Genomic DNA, 19,642 nt, shown 5'->3' on the forward strand with positions numbered 1-19,642 from the left:
TTGGCACTATTGAATATGTAAGGCTGAATACACAACTTGAACCATGCGGTATTTCTTTTTTTTACTTCTGATGAGCCCAAGCCTTTTGACCATGGCACAGGCTGTTACTAAATCAGCCGACAGAAGGCAGATTGGTCTCGAAGCTTTCGATCAAAATGATCTTCCAAAGGCATTTGGAATGTTGGATTCATGGCTTTCCGACCATCCTGATGATGGAGAAATCTACCTCTATCGCGCAAGGATATGGAATCAATTCAAAAATCCCCAAAAAGCCGACATCGATTACACCGCTTATCTTCAGTTTTTCCCAGACCATGGCGAGGTATACCTTGAGCGGGGCAGAGCAAGGTTTCAAAGCAGCCTGTATGAACTGGCAAAGCAGGATTTTGAAGCGTTCCTGCAATTACCACGGGGAGAAACCAGCCAAGTGATTTACAGAAAGTCGGCAGCTGCGGCTGGCTTTTCTCAGGTCTTTACCGCACAGACCCCAAATCCAGCCCAAGCCTATTTCCACCTTGGGCTTTGCAGTATCGAGCTAAAGGAATTTGAGCAAGCCGTGGTTTACCTGGATTCAGCGATTCGATACCAAGCAGATGAGCCAGATTTCTACGCTGAAAAAGGTAAGGCCCTAGCCTTGCAAGGTGAAAAAGAAGAGGCAAAACTGAATTACGAAAAGGCCCTAGACCTCTATCCGGATCACTACCTGTCTCGGCAACGGATGGCTTTTCTCACCCAGTCCAGCGATGAGGAGGCATTGGAAGCTCTTACCCAATCCATTGCCAGTGCTCCCGAAAATCCCGAACCCTTCAAACAAAGAGGGTATTACCGATTGAGTCACAGAGACCCTTCTGGCGCTAAAGATGATTTTCTTCAAGCGCTTTCCATGGAGCCCGACGATGCACAGTTGTGGTTTTACCTAGGAAGCAGTTGGGTCGGATTAAAGAATTTCAAAGAGGCAGAAAAAGCGTTCAGCAAAGCTTTAGAACACGATCCCCAAAACGTGGAATACCTACTGCACCGAGGACAATCCAGATACCGAATGAGAGAATTTGACCATGCTTTGGCGGACTTTACCCTGGTCACTTTTTACGATCCCGAATATGACAGTGGGTTTTATCACAAGGGGATTACCCTTCAGCGAATTTCGGGTGGGAAAACTGGATGTCCTGATTTGAGAAAGGCAATGGACTTGGGAATGGAAGAAGCGAAGACCGCTTGGCAAAAAGCCTGCGGGCAAAACTGATTACAATTCCTTGACCGTATCTACTTGGGAAGCAATCCAGGCAGGTCTCCAGGAAGCAAGCAACGTAATGGTGACGACCGCGACGCTAATCCAAAGAAAGTCTTGCAAGTTGATCCTTACCGGGTAGGCGTCTACCACTCCAGAGGAAATACCCAAAGAAATCAATCCAAATTTTTCCTGAGCTCCTACCAAGGCAAACCCTAAAATCAATCCTAACAGCGCTCCGGAAAAGGCGATCATTGCCCCTTGTTTGAGGAAAATAGACCGAATTAGGCTGTTTTTGGCTCCCATTGCTTTTAGAATTGCAATGTCTTTTTTCTTCTCAATGGCCAGCATGCTCAAGGAGAAAAAGATATTAAACGAGGCGATGGCCAGGATAAAGGTCAGGGTAAGGAAGACGAAGAGTTTTTCCAACTTGACTGTACGGATCAAGCCTGCATGCTGCTCATCTGCATTTTTCACTGAAAAATCAGGACCCAACTTCTGAATAAGCTTCGCTTGAACTTCAAGAATGGAGGCACCCTCTTTGACTTTGACCTCGAGTGAAGTACGCTTGTCACCATAATTGAGCAGATTTTGGGAAAACTCCAATGGAACAATCACATACTCGTTGTCAAAGCTTTGTTCAATACTAAAAAATGCCCTCGGCTCAATTTGAGCACTGGAATAAAGCTGATTGGGGTCAATACTGCCCGCCGTGCGGGGAGCCTTAGGATAATAGACTTTTAGGGCTGAATTAATTTCTCCCAAATTGACTGACAGAAAAAACCCCACTCCTCGGCCGAGAATTGCACCGGGTCGCAGGGAGGTACCCAGCGTGGTATCGCCCCAAAAAAACCCTTTTGCAAACCTATCCTGATCCAGAAAATTATCAGAAACACCTTTGAGCCTTACTACCTGCTGATTGCCCCGATACTCCAAAAGCGCATTGTCTTCAATGACTTCGGTAAGGATACCTACGCCATCGATTTGCCTAATGGAATTGAACCACTCTTCGGTCACCACGAAGCTTTTGCCCTTGACAGGTTCAATTTTCAGTTCGGCATCAAAGCTGGCAAACAAACTTCTGATCAGATCCTCCAGTCCGTTGAACACAGACATGACCGCTACCAGTGCCATGGTACTGATGGCCACTCCCACCATGGAGATGATGGATAGGACAGTAATAAAATTGCGCTTTTTCTTACTGCGAAAGTACCTGCCGGCTATGAAGGAACTGGTATTCACGGGTTGATTAGGATTGAATTAATCTTCCTCCTCTTCGTCGTCCTCCTCGGGTGCCGGAGGAATATTGAGATCAGAAATAACCTTGTCCATATGCTGAGCATAGGTGGCTGAATCATCCGGAAAAAATGCCAGTTCAGGAATAATTCTTACAGACTTTCCGATCCGCTTAGCCAAGGCATGGCGAATGTCTTTTTTATGGTCATTGATGTGCTCAAAAAGCTCCTTGGAATCTGCCAAGAGAAAACTGAGATAGGCCTTCGCAAATCCCAAGTCGGGGCTGACCATTACCCTAGTGATGGTTACCAAAGATCTGCCGATAAGGTGCTTTGCCTCTTTTTGAAAAATATCCCCAAGTTCTTTTTGGATCAGTTTTGCGTATTTTTGTTGTCTTTTGCTTTCCATGTGAAGTATTTGTGTGACAAATTTAGCGAAATACTTGGGCATGCTTTAATTTCGACCCAAACCAAGTCAATCCCCCGACCACCTTGCTTAGTTTTTTCAAAGTCAACGATCCTTTTCGCCTTATCGGAATTGTAATTTATATGATACTGATCGCTGTGGTCATGTTGCTGTTTTTTCCATTCCCTATCACAGAGCCTAACCTAATTTGGATGGTATTAGGGGAGCGACTCAGTGAGGGGTTCTACTTGTATCAAGATGTATTGGATGATACAGGGCCCCTTTCTGCAGGAGTATTTTCAGCTATTCACCTTTTGTTTGGCCGCAATGAACTGATATTCGATATTTTGGGCCGATTGCTGATCTTTTTCCAGATTATTTACTGGAACAATACCTTGATCAGGTATCGGGTTTTTGACGAAAACACCTACCTACCGGCAATTATCATGGCGGCACTTTTTCATTTTTCTTTCGATATGACTACGCTTTCGCCGACCCTTCTGGGCAGTACATTTCTAATGCTTGCACTCGGTCAGCTTTTTTCTCAGACCGTGTTGCAAAAAGAAACCAGTGAGTCCACCCTTTTAATTGGTATTTATGGAGGATTGGCGACTGGATTTCATCTGAATTTCGTTCTCTTTTTACCCTATATCATTTTCACCGGATTAGCGATTTCTGGATTTTCGATCAGACAGCTTTTCCTTTCACTGGTTGGGTTCTTCCTGCCTGTTTTACTCATTTTGGTATTCTACTACTGGAATGATGGTCTGCAGGAGACATTGCAGGCATGGCCAATGATCTTCACTTACCAGGCATACGAATACCAACCGATGCTGAGTTGGCTGATTCCGGGAGTAGTCCCGATCATTCTCGCTTTTGCAGGATATTTCTTCGGGTCCTTTTTCCGAGGAGCTACAATCAACCAACAAAAGCAGCGTCAATTGATTATCATTTGGCTGATTTTTTCCGGCTTGTTTTTCTTTTTGGTCAAAAGGCAAGCTGCCTACCAGCTACTCATTTTCATTCCAGGACTTACCTATTTGATCACCCAGTTTTTCCTTCATTTCAAAACAGGAATCATCGCCAGATTAGGTTTTGTCTTATTGGTTTTTGGGTTACCATTTGGAGGATTAGCTTATTGGGACAATCGGATAGACGTGGACAAAACCTATTTTGTCCAACCTTCCCCTTCAGATCAATCACCCAATAGGGGTAATGTAATGGTTCTTGGAAAGGATTGCAGCAGCTACTTAAATCATCCACTGGGAGGTCCATTTTTAAACTACCACCTGACTAAAACTTTTTTGAACAGCGAAAAAACGCTGGAACAGAAATCTGAACTCTTCAGAAAGCTGTCCCAGCAAAAAGCAGATTTCATCCTTGATCAAGAGGGAAGTTTCAAGTCCTTACTGGAAGAACTTCCCGCTCTTAAAGAACACTACGAAGAGGCAAGCCCAGGAGTATTTGTGAAAATCTACAACTAATCTGACGCTACTCGTTTACAGAATTGTAGCGATTACATCCCTTTCACCAGATTTAACAACCCAAGAAGGCCAAACTCACTCTTAAGGTCTTACATTTAACTATGATTAAAGCCCTCCTAAAACCCTCTCTAGGACTTACCATCGGCCTATTGGCGATGGGCTGCAGCAGTACAGGACTACTGACAGCACCCACACTCACCTATCAAAATACTTCCCCTAGAACTCGTGAACTGAGCGATAGTGAATCAAAACAATGGGGCCATTTAGATCTGCTGCGGGATACTGTGCCCGGAATGAGTGTCAACCGAGCCTATGAGGAACTAATCAAGAAAAAGAAAGGCCAATCCGTCATCATTGCCGTAATTGACTCCGGAATAGACTTGGCCCATGATGATATTAAAGATGTGCTATGGGTCAACCCCGGTGAAAAAGCCGACGGCTTGGACAATGACGGAAATGGATTTGTCGATGACATTCATGGATACAATTTTCTGGGAGAATCCTTCCATGAGCAACTGGAATTTACCCGAATTCTCAGATTGAAAATCGGAGACGAAGCACTCCAAAACAAGGCCAAAGAAGAGCTTGATTCGAAGCTACCTGAAGCCAAAGCGGCCCTACCGCAGCTACAGCAGATCGAGCAGATTGTGAGTATGGCACATCAAAACATCCAAAAGAAGCTCGGAAAAGAATATTACTCCTTGGCCGATTTGGAAAACTATGATCCTCAAACTCCCCAAGAGGAGCAACTCGTTGGTATTTTGATGCAGGTATTAGGCATGGGAGAGGACATTCCTTCGGCTATTGCAGATTTGAAAGAAGGAATAAACTACTACCAATCTCAGCTTTCTTACAACCTCAATGTGGATTTTGACGGGCGAAAGCCAGTCGGAGACAATCCTTACGACTTTTCGGATAGTAAGTACGGAAATGGAGATCCCAACATCCGTGATCCTGAAGAAAGCCACGGAACACACGTGGCGGGGATAATCGCTGCTAACAGGACCAATAAAAAAGGTGTAAAGGGCGTGGCCCAAGCTGTAAAAATCATGAGCATCCGTGCTGTGCCCGATGGAGATGAATACGATAAGGACATCGCCAACGCAATCCGCTACGCAGTAGACCATGGAGCGAAGGTGATCAATGCCAGTTTTGGAAAGAAATTTTCTCCAAATGCAGAGTGGGTGTATGAATCCTTGAAATATGCAGCCAGCAAAGATGTCCTTTTTGTCCATGCGGCAGGCAATGATGGATTGGATTTGGATGATCTTCAAAATTCCAATTTTCCCAATGATCATTTGGGCAAAAATGCACCCGAACTTATCGATAATTACCTTACCGTCGGTGCCCTTTCTCCAGTATATGGATCTGAAATGATCGCATCATTTTCCAACTACGGAAAGTCAAACGTAGATGTATTTGCCCCAGGCGATGAAATCTATTCCACCATGCCCGGAAATAAGTACGATTTCCAAGGGGGCACTTCCATGGCTGCACCGGCAGTGGCAGGTATCGCCGGAATGATCCGATCATACTATCCACAACTCACCGCTCCTCAGGTGAAAAGAATAATCATGGAGTCCGGGCTTTCCTTACCGATTCAAGTGACCGTAGGCGGCAAAGAGAAATCACTGGCTGACCTCTGCAAATCCGGCAAAATTGTCAATCTATACAATGCTCTGATATTGGCTGGAAAAGTATCAGCAGGACAAGTTTCTCTCTGAGCTTACTTTACCTGAGCTGAAAAAGCCCTTGAATGTGAAATTCAAGGGCTTCTTCTTTACTGATCAAAAGGGACCTTGCAGAAGCAGTCGGATAGCTGTCTGTTTTACACGCCACTTTATCTATCCAGCCAATCCTTTAGGTCAGTCACCTTTTCGCGACTTACCAATATATCCTGATCGGTACAGTTGCTGAGCTTAATTTTCAATCGACTGTTAGAATAGGTCAAGACTTCCTCAATGGCTTCTACATGGCTGAGGTATTTTCTGTTGAGTCGAAAGAAAGCCGCAGGATCGACTTGGGCCTCAAGCTGCTCAAGCGTAGAATCGAGCACATACTTTTTCCCCAAATGTGTTTGGAGAAAAGTCACTCGCTCCTCACTGAAGAAAAAGGCGATTTCCTCGACCGGGACACTTTGGATTTTTTCTCCAAAGCGGACCAAAAACCTGCTTTTGAAGGACTTGGCCTGAGATTGAATCAGGGATTTGAGCAGGTTCAAATCCAAGTTGGATTGAATGGCTCGAGACCTGAATTTTTCCGCCGCCCGCTCCAGATCTTTTGGATCGATGGGTTTGAGTAAGTAGTCGATGGCATTTACTTGAAAAGCTCGAATGGCATACTGATCAAAAGCAGTGGTAAAAATTATCGGGCTCGAAACGTTTACTTTTTCAAAAATCTCAAAGCTGATCCCATCAGCCAACTGGATATCGCAGAAAATCAAGTCTGGAGAAGGGTTTTCACCAAACCAACGGACTGCACGACTGACCGTATCCAGATTTCCGATCAACTCGGCCTCAGGAAAATACGCCAAGAGCAATTTACTCAAGCGAGCGGCAGCAGGTTTTTCGTCTTCGATAAGTAAAATCCTCATGAGTTGACTTTCAACAGTGGAAGTTTGACCAAAAACTCATCCTCCGTCTGGAAGATCTCCGGATTTCGCTCGCTCAAAATCCGATAGCGGGATCGGATATTCTCCAACCCAACTCCAGTGGATGGCTCAATTTGACTGATTTTGGGCTGAAAGGAATTACTTACCCAAAGCTCGTTTCCTTTTTGGAGAATGGAAATGAATAGGGGATTTTCCTGAGAAGCGATGTTGTGCTTGATGGCATTTTCCAGCAGGAGCTGTAGTGAGAGCGGAGGTAAATAACAGCCTTTGCAATCGGACAAATCGATATTGAAATTAAGATTTTCTTCAAACCGGATCTTTTGCAGCTCGAGGTAGTTTTGAGCAAATTCCAGCTCCCGGTCGAGTTCGACCAGTTCTTCCTGCTGCACATCGAGGACGTAGCGGTAGATTTTGCTCAGTTTCTGTATGAAAGCTACTGATCGGTCTGCATCCTCATAGACCAGATTGGAAAGCGCATTGAGCGAATTGAAGAGAAAGTGTGGATTGAGCTGATCTTTTAGACTTTGGTATTGGCTGGCGAGCTTTTCGGAGCGGAGCTGCTCGGCTTCTATGGCAGATTTGCGCCATTCCATCAGCCAGGAACGGGATGTGAAAATGGCCATGAAAACAAATGCTATGGTCATAGGAGTAAAGGTAAACCTGAGGACTCCTCGCCATGGGATTTGATCTTCAGGAAATTTCCATTCTATCCAGGCATAAACAAAAACGATCATAAAGCTCACCACAAAAGCATAAATCATGTAGGTAGAAACCGTCACTACAAGTCTTTTTACTGGTTCGTGAACCCAAGAAACTCGAGGATCCCAATATTCCTGAACACGGCTGCCCCCATAACTCAAGGCCATAGAAACACAAAAGGAAAACATAAAATCCGGGAAGAGGCTGATCAAATCCTCCCAACTCAAAAAGCAAATCGGGCAGAAAAAGACTTGTAAAAAGAACGCAATTACGAAATTGACCAAAAGGAAATTTCTAAGGTCATTCCAAAGTGTTTTTTCGCCCTTACAGTTTGTTTGAGTTGATTTTTGGGTCATGGGGAAATTTAGGAAAAAGCTGAGGATTTAGGATATTTCGATATACTTCGACCGGCTCAGTACTAGTGCTCAGGTTTCAAAATAAGGACCTCCACCTAGGTCAGTTCTTGGTGGAGGTTGTTGGTTTAGTTATTCAAATCGGGCTTTATTTACAAGCGCCGGCCACTTGCTCGGCTTCTCTTTTTCCCCAAGTCGGAAGAAGATAGTTTTCATTGATTTTGGCTTCTTCTTTAGCAAAAAGCTCCAATCCGACTCGTGCTAATCCGCAGGCTTTCTCGGGTCCCTGCCCAAAGAATTGAGCCATTCCCTGCTCCATTTGGGCCATCATAGTAGTAGCTCGCGGATTTTCCTTATCCAGGGCAATCGCTTTTCCAAACGTCTGCATTGCCAAAGGGCTCAATTCTTGGCCTCTGCTCATGGGATCCACAGCTAATTTGCCCATGATGATGAAGCCCTTCAAGACTGTGATTTCTGAATTGTTTGGCGCGATCTTGTCTGCTTTACTCATCAGCTCCATGGCTTGGTCAAAGTATTGGTCCTTATTCACCTCAAAGCGAAACGCAGCGATGGTCTGCAAGTATGCGGCGTAATAATACGGCAGCCACTCGGTGGTTTTCGCCTCGGCGATTCTCACGAATCCGTTGATCACGGATTGGGATTGTTCCAGGTTTTGAATGGTTTTCATGGCTTGGATCTGCTTTTTCATCGCAGATTCGTAGGCAGGATCATTGGCTGAGGCATTCCAGACGAATGCAAACACAAGTGAAAGGGTAGCTAGGATAATTTTCATAGTAGTGAGTATTAGAGGTTGTTTAGATTATTTGCGTTTTTGTCTTTAGAAATCGTGAAGAAAATTCCCAGAAACAGGAAGCGTGGAGCGCCTTGGCCAAGTGGCATGGACTCAAATCTTCCTTGCTCATTTGGAGCTTGTGCAAACTGGTAACCGAAGATGTTTCGGTGGCCGGTTACGTTGGTGATGGCTCCGTGAATAATCAGATTGGGTCGTGGTAAATAGCTCCAACTCAGGCTGAGATTTTGAAAGGAGCCGGTTTTGGAATTCATTTCGCCTGGGCGATTTGGGTCAGTGTAGGTCAAGCCGTCATTGAAGGACCAAGAGAGTCCAAGTTGAGATTTCAGATGGGGTACAAAGTGCTTGACCACCACACTCAGGTTATGCTTAGGTGCAAAGTCAGGCTGAACCTGTCCGGTGTACTGGAAATAGCTTCGGTTACTGTCCACAAAGCTGTAGGTGATCCAGTAGTCGGTATTTCTCAGGCTTTCACGGTCGCGAAAGAACACATCAAACCCTCGGGCAAAGCCTTCCCCTTCATTTCGAACGCTTTGTGGGTTTTGTGGATTTCCCTCAAATCGGACCAAGTGATCGTAAGACTTGTGAAAAGCTTCAGCACGGAAGGTTTTGCCTTCTTTTTGGTAGAGGTAGTTTAGGATCAAATGCCCGGATTCTGTGTTTTTCAAGTTGGCGTTCAACACCCTGAATCTCTCCTCCGGCAATTGGTGGAATCGTCCTGCGGCAAGTGAAAGTGTCCCGTTTTCGGAGATTTTATAGGCAAGGGAAGCTCGGGGATCTAGCCACTTTTGATCAGCCAAGGCAGAAAAACCCACCCTTAGCCCAGATCGAAGGACAAACTTCTGGCTGATGTACCAATCCCACTCGGTGAAAAGGTAGCCTTGATTATCTCCAAAATTGCGTTCCAGATTTTCTTTGGTCAGGGCTTCTGAGTAGTCATTTCGAAAGAATTCTGCTCCATTTTTCACAGCTAAATGATCCGAAAAATCATAGCTCGCAGTCCATTTGGCATGAGTGAGCTGACTTATTCTTTCTATTTCGGTTCCTCCAAAGTTGAGACGATCCTTATTGGAAGAATACGAAACGCCTCCGAAAAGAGACCAACCGCTTTCATAGGCTTTTCTCCAATTGGTTTGTGCATAGGAGTAGGTGTTTTTCACATGGATCAGCATACCCCGATCAGCGACTCCCGGCTGTGCTTGCCAAAGTTTCATGCCGCCTGACTCGGTTCGTGCGAGGACTTTCCACAGGCCACCTTTGGCTGTTTTCTGTTGTGCAGCTAGCTCTAAGTCTCTCCCGTATGGAGCTCTTTCCCAATCAAAGTCTTGTTTGATGATTCCTTGATAGGGTTTTAGGTCAAAGAGATTTCCGGTGACAGTCAGGCTTCTTTTTTCATTGGCTAGGGTGTGTGCATAGCCCCCACCTACTGACATAATGGAGAGGTCGCCTTGGTTTCGCTTAGCCAGATCTTTAGTGTTCAAAGCCAAGGCAGATGAAAGTGCCTGACCAAATTCTGCGGAATAGCCGCCGGTGGAGAAGAAGGTTCCCTTGAACAGGTTGGGATTAAATCGGGTGCGGGTGGGCACATTTCCAGCAGTGGTGCCATAGGCATTGCCCACGCGAAGGCCATCGATAAAAATCCCAACTTCACTCGCATCTCCCCCACGAACGAAGAGCCTGCCATCATTCCCTACTGTGGAAGTTCCGGGAAGTGTTTGGAAAGCACCAACAATATCTCCCATGGCAGATGGCGTGGTGACGATGTCGAGGGGGCGAAGAATGACCGATTTTTTTTCATCCGAGGCTTCCATAGCCCCCGCAGAAATAGTGACCGTATTCAGCTCATTGAATTCTTCCTTGAGAATCAGAGTAGGGATTTCCAGGGTTTTTCCAGAAAGTTCAACCACCACCTCTTGAGATTTGAACCCCATCATGCTGAATACCAGAATTTGGGCACCGGTTTCGGCTGTTTCGAATTGAAAGGAACCACCTTGGTCGGTGCTGGCTCCGTCAAAAGTTCCCTTGAGGAAGACATTGACCCCGGGAAGGGGTTGATTTTTCCCGTCTAGGACTTTTCCTAAAAGATTGGTTTGGGCAAATCCAAGGTTTTGGATCCAAAGGAAGAGAATCAAAAAAGAGAAGATCGGCTTCATAGTTGGCTAATAGTTGAACCAAAATTGAAGCACTGGTAGCGATCAAAAAATCAAACCAGACTGAAGTGTCAAAATCCGTGACTGAAGTGTGGGTTTTTAACCATTTAGAAATTAAGGGTATGAAGAAGAGAGGAAAAAGAATAGTGAATCGGAAGGAATGGTGACCTATTCCACATGGAAAAAGAAACCCTTAATTCTCTCAATTTCCTTAATGGTTGAAAAATTTTAAATTGAACTATACTTTTTAAGCATATGAAATACAATACCAAATCATCCGTGACCAAACTGTCCTATCTGGTAACGGGCTGTGCGATAACGGTTCATTAAGCCCTTGGTCCGGGTCTTTTGGAAAGCGTCTATGAAAAATGTCTTCTTTTTGAATTAGAAAAGAACGGTTTTAAAGCACTACAACAAGTTCCCATTACAATCAACTATGAGGGAAATTTGATCGACTCTGAATTGAAGTTAGACTTACTTGTAGAAGATACGATCATAGTTGAGCTCAAAGCTGTTCAGGAACTTCTCCCAGTTCATTCAGCTCAATTGATTAGCTATATGAAACTGCTTAAAAAACCGCAGGGCCTCCTATTCAATTTTTATTCGGATAACCTTACCAAATCAATGAAGCCTTTAATTAATGAGTTTTTCGACAGGTTACCTGTAGAATAGTTTGTCCTTTAATTGTGTTCAAAATGTACTTGGTTAGAGTAAATTAGCCATTCTCTAATCCTATTTCTCATGTATTTAAGATTCTCAATTCTCCTTTTCATCATAGCCATCTCTTGTACTTCACCTCAATCCAAAAGCAAAGAAGAGCCTAAACTCTCCGGCAATCCTATCTTCGAAGGCTGGTATGCCGATCCGGAAGGGATTGTATTTGGAGATGAATACTGGATCTATCCGACATTTTCTGCTGCTTTTGAGGATCAGTTGCACTTTGATGCCTTTTCTTCCAAAGACTTGGTAACCTGGGAAAAGCACGAACGCATCTTAGATAATTCGGCCATTACTTGGGCCCGTCAGGCGATGTGGGCACCTGCTGCGATCGAAAAAGATGGGAAATATTACCTCTTTTTCGCTGCGAATGACCCGCTTACTCCGGAGCGACCAGGCTATGATCCCAATAATGACATCAATCATTTTGGCGGAATCGGCGTCGCGGTGGCAGATTCACCTGCCGGACCATTCAAAGATTTACTTGGAAAGCCGTTACTATCGGATTTTCACAATGGAGCTCAACCCATCGATCAGTTTGTGTTTAAGGATACCGATGGCACGCACTATTTTTTCTATGGAGGTTGGGGGCATTGCAATATCGGAAAGCTGAATTCTGATTTCACAGGATTTGAACCTTGGGAGAATGGGCAGCTTTTTCACGAAATCACACCGGAAGGCTATGTGGAGGGGCCATTTATGTTTTTGAGAAATGGTGTGTATTACCTCATGTGGTCGGAAGGCGGCTGGACGAATGACAGCTACAAAGTCGCCTATGCCATGGCCGAAAAAGCTACCGGGCCCTACCGCCGAATCGGTACTATTCTCGAGGCAGACACTACGATTGCCACCGGTGCAGGACACAATTCCGTCATCCAAAAACCCGGAACTGACGAGTGGTACATGGTTTACCACCGCCGTCCAATTCCCAATGAAGGCAGAGACCATCGGGTAACCTGTATTGATGTGATGGAGTTTAACGAAGACGGAACGATCAAGCCGATCAAGATGACTTTTGAGGGAGTGAAGGCGAATCCTTTCAAATAAGAATCAGGGGAAATCAGACGCCTAATTATCCTACTCAGAAGAAAGTAAAATAAGATTTTCTTTATTTTACTTTTGTTAATAAAAGTAAAATAATGATCTTTGGTTTATGATTCGGATCGAAGATTTTGTTTCTGGCCGTTATATTCCCGGATACCAGTATCGGTATTTTGTCCCCGAAAAGGTCAATCAGGAGTGGATATGGGCCAGCCCCAAGATCAATCGGCTTTTGGAGCGAGCTTCCATCAGGTTGGGTGAGTTGAACTCATTTGCACGAATGGTGCCCAATATCGATCTATTCATTCAGCTCCATGTAGCCAAAGAGGCCGTTATTTCCAGTAAAATCGAAGGCACACAGACACGGATTGACGAAGCTTTGCTACCGATAGAAAGCATTGATCCTGAGCGGCGGGACGATTGGCAGGAGGTGAATAACTATATCCAAGCGCTTAATTCAGCGATTTCTGAGTTGAATACGCTGCCACTTTCCTCCCGACTCCTTCGCAATACGCATCAGCAGCTTATGCAGGGTGTGCGGGGAGAAAACAAGCAACCGGGTTCATTTCGTCAGAGTCAAAACTGGATAGGTGGAAATTCTCTTTCCACAGCGGTATTTGTCCCGCCCAGCCACGAGTTGGTCCCTGACCTGATGAGTGACTTGGAGCAGTTTCTCCACAACCAAGAAATCTTTGTTCCCAGTCTGATTCGGATTGCCTTAGCGCACTATCAATTTGAGACGATCCACCCTTTCCTTGACGGAAATGGTCGGGTAGGACGATTATTGATCACGCTGTATTTGGTCAGTGAGGGAATTTTGGACAAACCGCTGCTTTATCTTTCCATGTTTTTTGAAAAAAACCGCAGCCTATACTATGATCAGCTTTCCGCTGTCCGAAGTAAAAATGCTCTCGAGCAATGGATTTGCTATTTCCTGGAAGGGATCGAAGAAACGGCAAGTATCGGTGCTTCGACCTTGTCTTCGGTTCTAGATCTGAAGAAAACCCTTGAAGATCAAATTGAGGAAGAATTTGGGAGGCGAAGTGTTGTTGGCAAAAAACTCCTACATGGTCTTTTCCAAGAACCAACAATTTCTGTGGAGAAAGCAGCTCAGATGACCGGTTTGAGCTTCAAAGCTGCCAATGACTTGGTGCTTCTTTTCGTAGAAAAAGGAATCCTAAAAGAACAGACAGGACATTCCCGAAATCGTGTTTTTGTCTTTGCAGACTATTTGAAAGCCTTTGAGCACTGATTGAAAAAAAGTAAAATAAGATTTCTGTTATTTTACTTTTGAAGGCGAAGATAAAATAGGGGCGGGGCAAAATTTCCATTAAAGATAAAAACGCCTCTGAGACTTCCCAGAGGCGCATTCTATTGTAGGAGAATAGGAGTTTCTTAACTCTCAAATCAAAACCTCACTACCGCTTCCACTTTCTGACCGCCTCTTTCGATTACCACTTTGGTAGAGTCTCCTTTTTGGAAAGCACTCAAGGCGCGCATGTAGCTCATCATATCATAGACCGTTGAGTCGCCGAGCTGAACGACCACGTCACCTTTTTGAAGTCCTGCAGCTTGGGCAGGTTTGCCTTCGGATACCCCGTCTACCCGCATGCCTTTTCCATCGAACATATAGTCAGGCACAACACCCATCGACACAGTGAAACGAGGAGAATCGCTGGAGTCTTTGGTCTTGGTAAAGGCAAGTTTGGGTTCATTGTCTAGCGCAGTCACCACCCGGGAAATGTAACGGACGACTTTCACTAACCCTTCATAGTTGATTTTGTCCGAGTCGTCGCTTGGCTTGTGATAGTCTTCATGCTGACCGGTGAAGAAGTGTAATACCGGCAAATCCTGTAGGTAAAACGACGTGTGATCGGAAGGACCCACACCAGATTCAGAGGTAACTAGCTTCAGGCTGTCGGTGTTAATTTGATCAAACACAGGGACAAAGCTCGGGCTGGTTCCTACCCCATTGATCGCCAAAGATTTTTCCTCATTCAGCCTTCCTACCATGTCCATATTGATCATGTAGTTGACTGTTTTGAGATCGATGGTTGGGTTTTTAACAAAATAATTGGATCCCCAAAGGCCATTTTCTTCCCCTGAAAAAGCAATAAAGAGAATGTTGTTTTTCAGCTCTTCGTACTTCAGAATTTCAGCCAAAGCCAAAAGCGCAGCCGTTCCGGAGGCATTGTCATCCGCGCCGTTGTGAATAGCGGAATCTCCGCGGTGTAGTGAGCCTTGTCCGCCCATTCCCAAGTGATCAAAGTGTGCTCCGATCACGATGGTTTTATCCGCTTTTTTATCCAAAAAGGCGACCACATTCCGCCCTGTAATTCCTTCTCCATCTGTGCCGATTACAGCCTCTTCATGGGGATTGGATGGTTTGGATACAGTAAAGGATTGGAAAAACCCTTCTGTTCCTTTAGGCTGTAGACCGAGTTTTTCAAATTCTTTGGCCAGGTACTCAGCGGCTTTTTGCTCTCCTTCTGTGCCAATAGCCCTTCCTCCCAAATCATCTGCGGCAAGGAAAACGACATCTTCCTGTAAGGTGGTCAAGAGCTTTTCGTCTGTTGGCGGTCCATCACAAGAGGTTATAAACAGTAAGGAAGCTATGATGTAACTGGATTTGAAAAGAAAATGCTTCATGAGTTTTGTCGATTTAGTCCAAAGATAATAATTGGTATCTTGGGCCTGCAATTCTTTTATTATCAAGCCTAAAAATGAAGAAACTCCTTTATTCGCTAGCTCTCCTGACTGTAGCCTGTGCCCCAAAAACAGAAACAGCTACGGAACCTGATGTCAGATCTGCCACAGATTCGCTTCTCCTTCATCCTGAAGAGATGAAATACCTCAAAAACATCAAGCAGCTCACGTTTGGGGGAAATAACGCCGAAGCCTATTGGTCCTTCAACGACTCTTTGCTGGTCTTTCAATCAGACTTTGCCGGATGGGACAATTCCTGTGATCAGATGTTTTATCTGAATTGGAGAGAAGATGACCTTTCAACTAATAAGCCAAAGCGACTCAGCACAGGATTGGGAAGGACCACCTGTTCCTATTTTCTACCCGGAGATCAAACCATCGTCTACGCTTCCACGCACTTGGTAGACCCAGCTTGTCCTCCTGTTCCCGAGCGAAGGTCGGATGGCAAATACGTGTGGCCCATTTATGACAGCTTTGACATTTTCACAGCCGACTTAAATGGTACTATACTTTCTCAGTTGACCAAGGAACCTGGTTACGATGCCGAGGCAACTGTTTCACCAAAGGGTGACCGGATCGTTTTCACTTCGATGAGAACAGGAGATTTGGAGCTTTTCACCATGAATATCGATGGTACAGATGTGAAGCAAATCACTTCAGATTTGGGCTATGACGGAGGGGCATTTTTCTCCCCTGACGGAAGCAAGCTTGTCTGGAGGGCATCACGTCCTCAGACTGAGGAAGAGATCAAAGAATACCAAGACTTACTTAAAGAAGGTTTGGTGAAGCCGACAGAGATGGAGCTATACGTGGCCAATGCGGACGGCACAGACATCCGAAAAATCACCAGCCTTGGCAAAGCCAACTGGGCACCCTTTTTCCATCCTTCTGGCAACAAGCTGATTTTCGCATCCAATCACCAGACTGAGCGAGGATTTCCTTTCAACCTGTTTATGATTAATCTGGACGGCACCGGCCTCACTCGAATCACCCACGATGGGACATTCGATGCATTTCCTGTTTTCTCCAATGATGGCAAATACTTGGTTTTCGCCTCCAACCGAAACAATGGCGGTACCAGGGACACTAACTTGTTTGTGGCCGAGTGGATTGGAGATTAACCTTTAATGAACCAAAGCAAAAACCACCTTTCGGGGTGGTTTTTTGCATTTAGAGGGCTTCTAGATTTTTCAGGTAATTTTCCGCCTGATCCATCACTTCTTGTGGATTGCTCATTTTGTCCCAAGTACGGTACATCATACCGATGCGAGGATTTTTCTCCAGTTTTTCCCGATTTCGGGCATAAAAATGCCAATATAGGCTATTGAATGGACAGGATCCCTGACCGGTTTTCTTAGCCGAGTCATAGGCGCAATGATCGCAGTAATTACCTTGTTTTTTGATGTAGTTGGCAGAAGAGACGTAGGGCTTTGTACCTACGATACCACCATCGGCAAATTGGCTCATGCCACGGGTATTGGTGATTTCTACCCATTCAATGGCATCGATGTAGATACCGAGGTACCATTTATCCACTTCATCGGGATGTATTCCAGCTAACAGTGCAAAATTTCCCGTCACCATCAAGCGCTGAATGTGATGGGCATAGGCTAGGTCCAAGGATTGTCCGATGGATTCTTTCAGGCAGTTCATCTTGGTATTTCCTGTCCAAAACCAATCCGGCAGCTTCCGCTCGTGACCAAAGAAATTGAGCTCAGCAAACTCAGGCATCTTGGCCCAATAAATCCCGCGCATGTATTCCCTCCAGCCGATGATCTGTCGGATAAAACCCTCCACTTGAGCAATCGAAACCTGGTCCTGATGAACATACCAATGTTTTTCAACTGATTGGACCACCTCTAGTGGAGAAATCATTTTTGTATTGAGGGAGAAGCTCAATCGGGAATGGAAAAGGTAAGGATCCCAAGTAGTGAGTGCATCTTGGTAGGCCCCGAAATTGGGAAGTAATTGCTCGCAGAAATGCTCCAAAATCTCCAAACTTTCCTCTCTCGACACGGGCCACGAGAATTGCTCCGGATCGATAGTTCCGATGGTTTTTACTCCAGTCTTTTCGATCGTCTCAGCAATTTCTCGAACGTTTTTGGGATGAAGCAAGGGCTTTCTCAGTAGTTTCTTGTCTCTAAGCGCCTGTCTGTTATCGTGGTCATAGTTCCACTGTCCGGTTAGTGGCTCTTTTCCATCCATCAGGATGTCGTATTTCCTGCGCATTTCCCGATAAAAAGTCTCCATGAGGTAGGTTTTTTTTCCTTTGAAAAAATCCTTCAAAAATTCTCTGGAAGTCAAAAAATGCTCGGTGTCAACAGCTGATGATGGAATAGGTAGGCCTCCACAGACTTCTTTAAGAATCTGATCCAATCGATATTCGTCAGGCAATTGATATTCAAATCGAGTGAATCCTTCCTTTTGGATCAGGTGTCCAAGTTGATCTTTGAGGTTTTGTCGATTTTCAGGATGATCTAGGGAAAAATAAAGAATTTGATGGCCCTTTTCCCGCAAGGTCTGGGCGAAATTGCGCATGGCCAAGAAAAAGCCGACTACTTTTTGGATGTGATGCGTTACATAGTCTGTTTCCTGACGCATCTCCATCATCAAATAAGTCGCGGAATCGTCAGTTTTTTCAAACCATGAATGAGATAGATTCAGCTGATCTCCAAGAATCAAACGTAAAGTTTTGGGCATAAAAAAAGGACTTTACCGAAGTAAAGCCCTATTTGGGGGTGATTGTTTAGCGTCTTAGTATTTGAAGCAAGGCATGGAAGACTTTCTGCCTGCACCTTGCTGAGAACCTGCAAGTAAGGAATATCTGATGGAGATCTCGTGAGCACCGGCGCTGTTGGCATTACCGAGGTTGGAGACGTTGTAGTCGTAGCTGTATCCAACATCCAGACCGTTTCCTAAGGAGATTCCAACCAAACCGATCAAAGATTCATGTTGGACGTTTTCGCTGCCTACTACTGGAATACCTCTGTACCAGAGACCGATCACTAGGGGTTGGATGTTTAGCTGAGCTCCAAGGTCAAGTTGTTGGAATGGCTCCTGATTCTTGTAGTTGAAGGCAAGTACCAGTTCTTTGGATCCCACTTTGTTGTTCATGAAGTTTCTGGAGTAACCGTTTGAAAGGTCGAATTTCACACCACCGTGAGCAGAGACTTTCAAAGGAAGCTGGCTCATCTGACCGTCCAAGAAAGAGATGTTGGGTTGGCTCAAGTGGTGAGCAGAAAGTCCGAACCAAACTGATTCGTTGTTGAAAAGAAGACCAGCAGAGTAGTCTACAAATTGATGTCTGAAATCAGCCCCAAGTTTTTCACCTGAGAAATCAGAGATGCTACCGCTCATGTCGTCGATTTGGCTACCGAAAACCAAGTTGCCAAAGTAAGCGTCACGGTCGATGTAGGAAACTTGTCCACCCACTCTAAGGAAAGATCTGAAACCAAGACGAGCTCGGTATGAGTAAGCTGCTCCGATTTCGGAGATACTAAGGTTAGCTTGGCTTTGCTGAGATCTGTTAACGATCAAGCCTACACCAGAATTGATATTGAAAAGGTAAGAATCGAAACTAGCAGAGTAAGAGTTGATGGATTGGTCTAGACCAGGCCACTGGTTTCTGTAGTTGACACCCATTCTGCTCATTTCAGAACTTCCTGCAAAAGCAGGGTTCAAGTAGATTGGATTCGCGTAGAACTGTGAGTACTGAATATCCTGAGCTAAGGCGGCGTTGAAAGATGAAAGAACAACCCCTGCCAAAGCAAGAGCCTTGCTCACTCTTGCGAGGGCTTTGAGGCTTTTTCCGATGGCGTTAAGTGAGTTCATTTTAGGTCGGGGTTTTGGTTGGTGTTTCGTGTTTATTTATTTGCTTTTGATTCTCTTTTTTTTGTTGGTTAGGTTTTCAGAATCTTTTTTTTGCTTTTTGTTATTGCTTATTTGATGTTGCTTTATCTTTTATGTTATAATGAAATATAGAAGTTTATAGATAATATATCCTAATTGTATATAGTGTTTTTGAATGCACTTTATATACACATCAAAGCAATTTTAAATTAATGTATGTTATATACATATATTGGTTTACATGGGTATTTTTCTTGTATGTAAAATTCAAGGTCAAAATTTAAAAAGCCGTTAAAAAATGAAAAGAAAGGCCTTTTTGAGATTGAATTTCTCCTTTATTGCTCGAAAATCA

General features: G+C 44.7%; 15 protein-coding genes and 1 pseudogene. 7 read left to right on the forward strand and 9 right to left on the reverse strand.

Annotated features, from left to right (window positions below; all coding sequences use genetic code 11):
• Positions 1–91 precede the first annotated feature (91 nt).
• The gene (locus ACFPIK_RS06865; protein ID WP_377913581.1) at positions 92–1,243 is read left to right on the forward strand and encodes a tetratricopeptide repeat protein; all 1,152 of its coding nucleotides are present in this window, start codon (positions 92–94) and stop codon (positions 1,241–1,243) included.
• Here the strand turns inward: ACFPIK_RS06865 and ACFPIK_RS06870 are convergent, their stop codons facing one another.
• Positions 1,244–2,470, reverse strand: a complete 1,227-nt coding sequence (locus ACFPIK_RS06870; RefSeq protein WP_377913583.1) for an FtsX-like permease family protein — start codon at positions 2,468–2,470, stop codon at positions 1,244–1,246. It lies immediately after the preceding gene.
• A gap of 18 nt (positions 2,471–2,488) precedes the next feature.
• Positions 2,489–2,872 carry a 30S ribosome-binding factor RbfA gene (rbfA, locus tag ACFPIK_RS06875; RefSeq protein ID WP_377913585.1) on the reverse strand — a complete coding sequence of 128 codons (384 nt, stop codon included), beginning with the start codon at positions 2,870–2,872 and terminating at the stop codon, positions 2,489–2,491.
• 140 nt (positions 2,873–3,012) lie between these two features.
• On the opposite strand from rbfA, the gene ACFPIK_RS06880 reads away from it, so the two are divergent.
• Together ACFPIK_RS06880 and ACFPIK_RS06885 are read left to right on the forward strand one after the other, a co-directional pair.
• Positions 3,013–4,353, forward strand: coding sequence for a hypothetical protein (locus tag ACFPIK_RS06880; RefSeq protein ID WP_377913587.1), 1,341 nt, complete (start codon positions 3,013–3,015; stop codon positions 4,351–4,353).
• A gap of 101 nt (positions 4,354–4,454) precedes the next feature.
• On the forward strand, positions 4,455–6,077 hold the full coding sequence (locus ACFPIK_RS06885; protein WP_377913589.1) for a S8 family peptidase: 1,623 nt from the start codon (positions 4,455–4,457) through the stop codon (positions 6,075–6,077).
• Between the two features lie 116 nt (positions 6,078–6,193).
• Here ACFPIK_RS06885 and ACFPIK_RS06890 read toward each other — a convergent pair whose 3' ends face one another.
• The 4 genes from ACFPIK_RS06890 to ACFPIK_RS06905 all read right to left on the reverse strand — a co-directional run bounded on the left by ACFPIK_RS06890 (position 6,194) and on the right by ACFPIK_RS06905 (position 10,980).
• Positions 6,194–6,946 carry a LytR/AlgR family response regulator transcription factor gene (locus ACFPIK_RS06890; protein ID WP_377913591.1) on the reverse strand — a complete coding sequence of 251 codons (753 nt, stop codon included), beginning with the start codon at positions 6,944–6,946 and terminating at the stop codon, positions 6,194–6,196.
• Complete coding sequence (locus ACFPIK_RS06895; protein WP_377913593.1) at positions 6,943–8,019, reverse strand: sensor histidine kinase; 1,077 nt, start codon at positions 8,017–8,019, stop codon at positions 6,943–6,945. Before ACFPIK_RS06895 ends, ACFPIK_RS06890 begins: the two co-directional genes overlap by 4 nt.
• Positions 8,020–8,164: 145 nt before the next feature.
• The gene (locus ACFPIK_RS06900; protein ID WP_377913595.1) at positions 8,165–8,809 is read right to left on the reverse strand and encodes a hypothetical protein; all 645 of its coding nucleotides are present in this window, start codon (positions 8,807–8,809) and stop codon (positions 8,165–8,167) included.
• A gap of 11 nt (positions 8,810–8,820) precedes the next feature.
• Positions 8,821–10,980, reverse strand: coding sequence for a TonB-dependent receptor (locus tag ACFPIK_RS06905; RefSeq protein WP_377913597.1), 2,160 nt, complete (start codon positions 10,978–10,980; stop codon positions 8,821–8,823).
• 342 nt (positions 10,981–11,322) lie between these two features.
• Here ACFPIK_RS06905 and ACFPIK_RS06910 point away from each other — a divergent pair.
• The 3 genes and pseudogenes from ACFPIK_RS06910 to ACFPIK_RS06920 form a co-directional block, all read left to right on the forward strand.
• Positions 11,323–11,649: pseudogene (locus ACFPIK_RS06910) on the forward strand (GxxExxY protein); the annotation flags it as partial.
• Positions 11,650–11,718: 69 nt separating this feature from the next.
• Positions 11,719–12,741: a glycoside hydrolase family 43 protein gene (locus ACFPIK_RS06915; protein ID WP_377913599.1), complete on the forward strand. Its 1,023-nt coding sequence runs from the start codon at positions 11,719–11,721 to the stop codon at positions 12,739–12,741.
• A gap of 106 nt (positions 12,742–12,847) precedes the next feature.
• Positions 12,848–13,987 carry a Fic family protein gene (locus tag ACFPIK_RS06920; RefSeq protein ID WP_377913601.1) on the forward strand — a complete coding sequence of 380 codons (1,140 nt, stop codon included), beginning with the start codon at positions 12,848–12,850 and terminating at the stop codon, positions 13,985–13,987.
• 155 nt (positions 13,988–14,142) lie between these two features.
• Here the strand turns inward: ACFPIK_RS06920 and ACFPIK_RS06925 are convergent, their stop codons facing one another.
• Entirely contained in the window at positions 14,143–15,384 is a 1,242-nt protein-coding gene (locus ACFPIK_RS06925) for a M20/M25/M40 family metallo-hydrolase (protein ID WP_377913603.1), read from the reverse strand.
• Positions 15,385–15,458: 74 nt separating this feature from the next.
• Between ACFPIK_RS06925 and ACFPIK_RS06930 the strand changes: the two genes are divergently transcribed.
• Positions 15,459–16,562, forward strand: coding sequence for a TolB family protein (locus ACFPIK_RS06930; RefSeq protein ID WP_377913605.1), 1,104 nt, complete (start codon positions 15,459–15,461; stop codon positions 16,560–16,562).
• Positions 16,563–16,611: 49 nt separating this feature from the next.
• On the opposite strand, the gene ACFPIK_RS06935 is transcribed toward ACFPIK_RS06930, so the two are convergent.
• Positions 16,612–18,141 carry a cryptochrome/photolyase family protein gene (locus ACFPIK_RS06935; protein WP_377913607.1) on the reverse strand — a complete coding sequence of 510 codons (1,530 nt, stop codon included), beginning with the start codon at positions 18,139–18,141 and terminating at the stop codon, positions 16,612–16,614.
• A gap of 54 nt (positions 18,142–18,195) precedes the next feature.
• Entirely contained in the window at positions 18,196–19,272 is a 1,077-nt protein-coding gene (locus ACFPIK_RS06940) for a PorP/SprF family type IX secretion system membrane protein (protein ID WP_377913609.1), read from the reverse strand.
• Positions 19,273–19,642 lie beyond the last annotated feature (370 nt).

It is taken from the genome of Algoriphagus aquatilis, assembly GCF_042657405.1.
Lineage (GTDB): Bacteria > Bacteroidota > Bacteroidia > Cytophagales > Cyclobacteriaceae > Algoriphagus > Algoriphagus aquatilis.

Excerpts from the sequence above, each read along its gene's own strand:
- ACFPIK_RS06865 (WP_377913581.1), top strand. The coding sequence starts at position 92 with ATGGCACAGGCTGTTACTAAATCAGCCGACAGAAGGCAGATTGGTCTC.
- rbfA (WP_377913585.1), bottom strand. The coding sequence starts at position 2,872 with ATGGAAAGCAAAAGACAACAAAAATACGCAAAACTGATCCAAAAAGAA.
- ACFPIK_RS06880 (WP_377913587.1), top strand. The coding sequence starts at position 3,013 with ATGATACTGATCGCTGTGGTCATGTTGCTGTTTTTTCCATTCCCTATC.
- ACFPIK_RS06885 (WP_377913589.1), top strand. The coding sequence starts at position 4,455 with ATGATTAAAGCCCTCCTAAAACCCTCTCTAGGACTTACCATCGGCCTA.
- ACFPIK_RS06890 (WP_377913591.1), bottom strand. The coding sequence starts at position 6,946 with ATGAGGATTTTACTTATCGAAGACGAAAAACCTGCTGCCGCTCGCTTG.
- ACFPIK_RS06895 (WP_377913593.1), bottom strand. The coding sequence starts at position 8,019 with ATGACCCAAAAATCAACTCAAACAAACTGTAAGGGCGAAAAAACACTT.
- ACFPIK_RS06900 (WP_377913595.1), bottom strand. The coding sequence starts at position 8,809 with ATGAAAATTATCCTAGCTACCCTTTCACTTGTGTTTGCATTCGTCTGG.
- ACFPIK_RS06905 (WP_377913597.1), bottom strand. The coding sequence starts at position 10,980 with ATGAAGCCGATCTTCTCTTTTTTGATTCTCTTCCTTTGGATCCAAAAC.
- ACFPIK_RS06915 (WP_377913599.1), top strand. The coding sequence starts at position 11,719 with ATGTATTTAAGATTCTCAATTCTCCTTTTCATCATAGCCATCTCTTGT.
- ACFPIK_RS06920 (WP_377913601.1), top strand. The coding sequence starts at position 12,848 with ATGATTCGGATCGAAGATTTTGTTTCTGGCCGTTATATTCCCGGATAC.
- ACFPIK_RS06925 (WP_377913603.1), bottom strand. The coding sequence starts at position 15,384 with ATGAAGCATTTTCTTTTCAAATCCAGTTACATCATAGCTTCCTTACTG.
- ACFPIK_RS06930 (WP_377913605.1), top strand. The coding sequence starts at position 15,459 with ATGAAGAAACTCCTTTATTCGCTAGCTCTCCTGACTGTAGCCTGTGCC.
- ACFPIK_RS06935 (WP_377913607.1), bottom strand. The coding sequence starts at position 18,141 with ATGCCCAAAACTTTACGTTTGATTCTTGGAGATCAGCTGAATCTATCT.
- ACFPIK_RS06940 (WP_377913609.1), bottom strand. The coding sequence starts at position 19,272 with ATGAACTCACTTAACGCCATCGGAAAAAGCCTCAAAGCCCTCGCAAGA.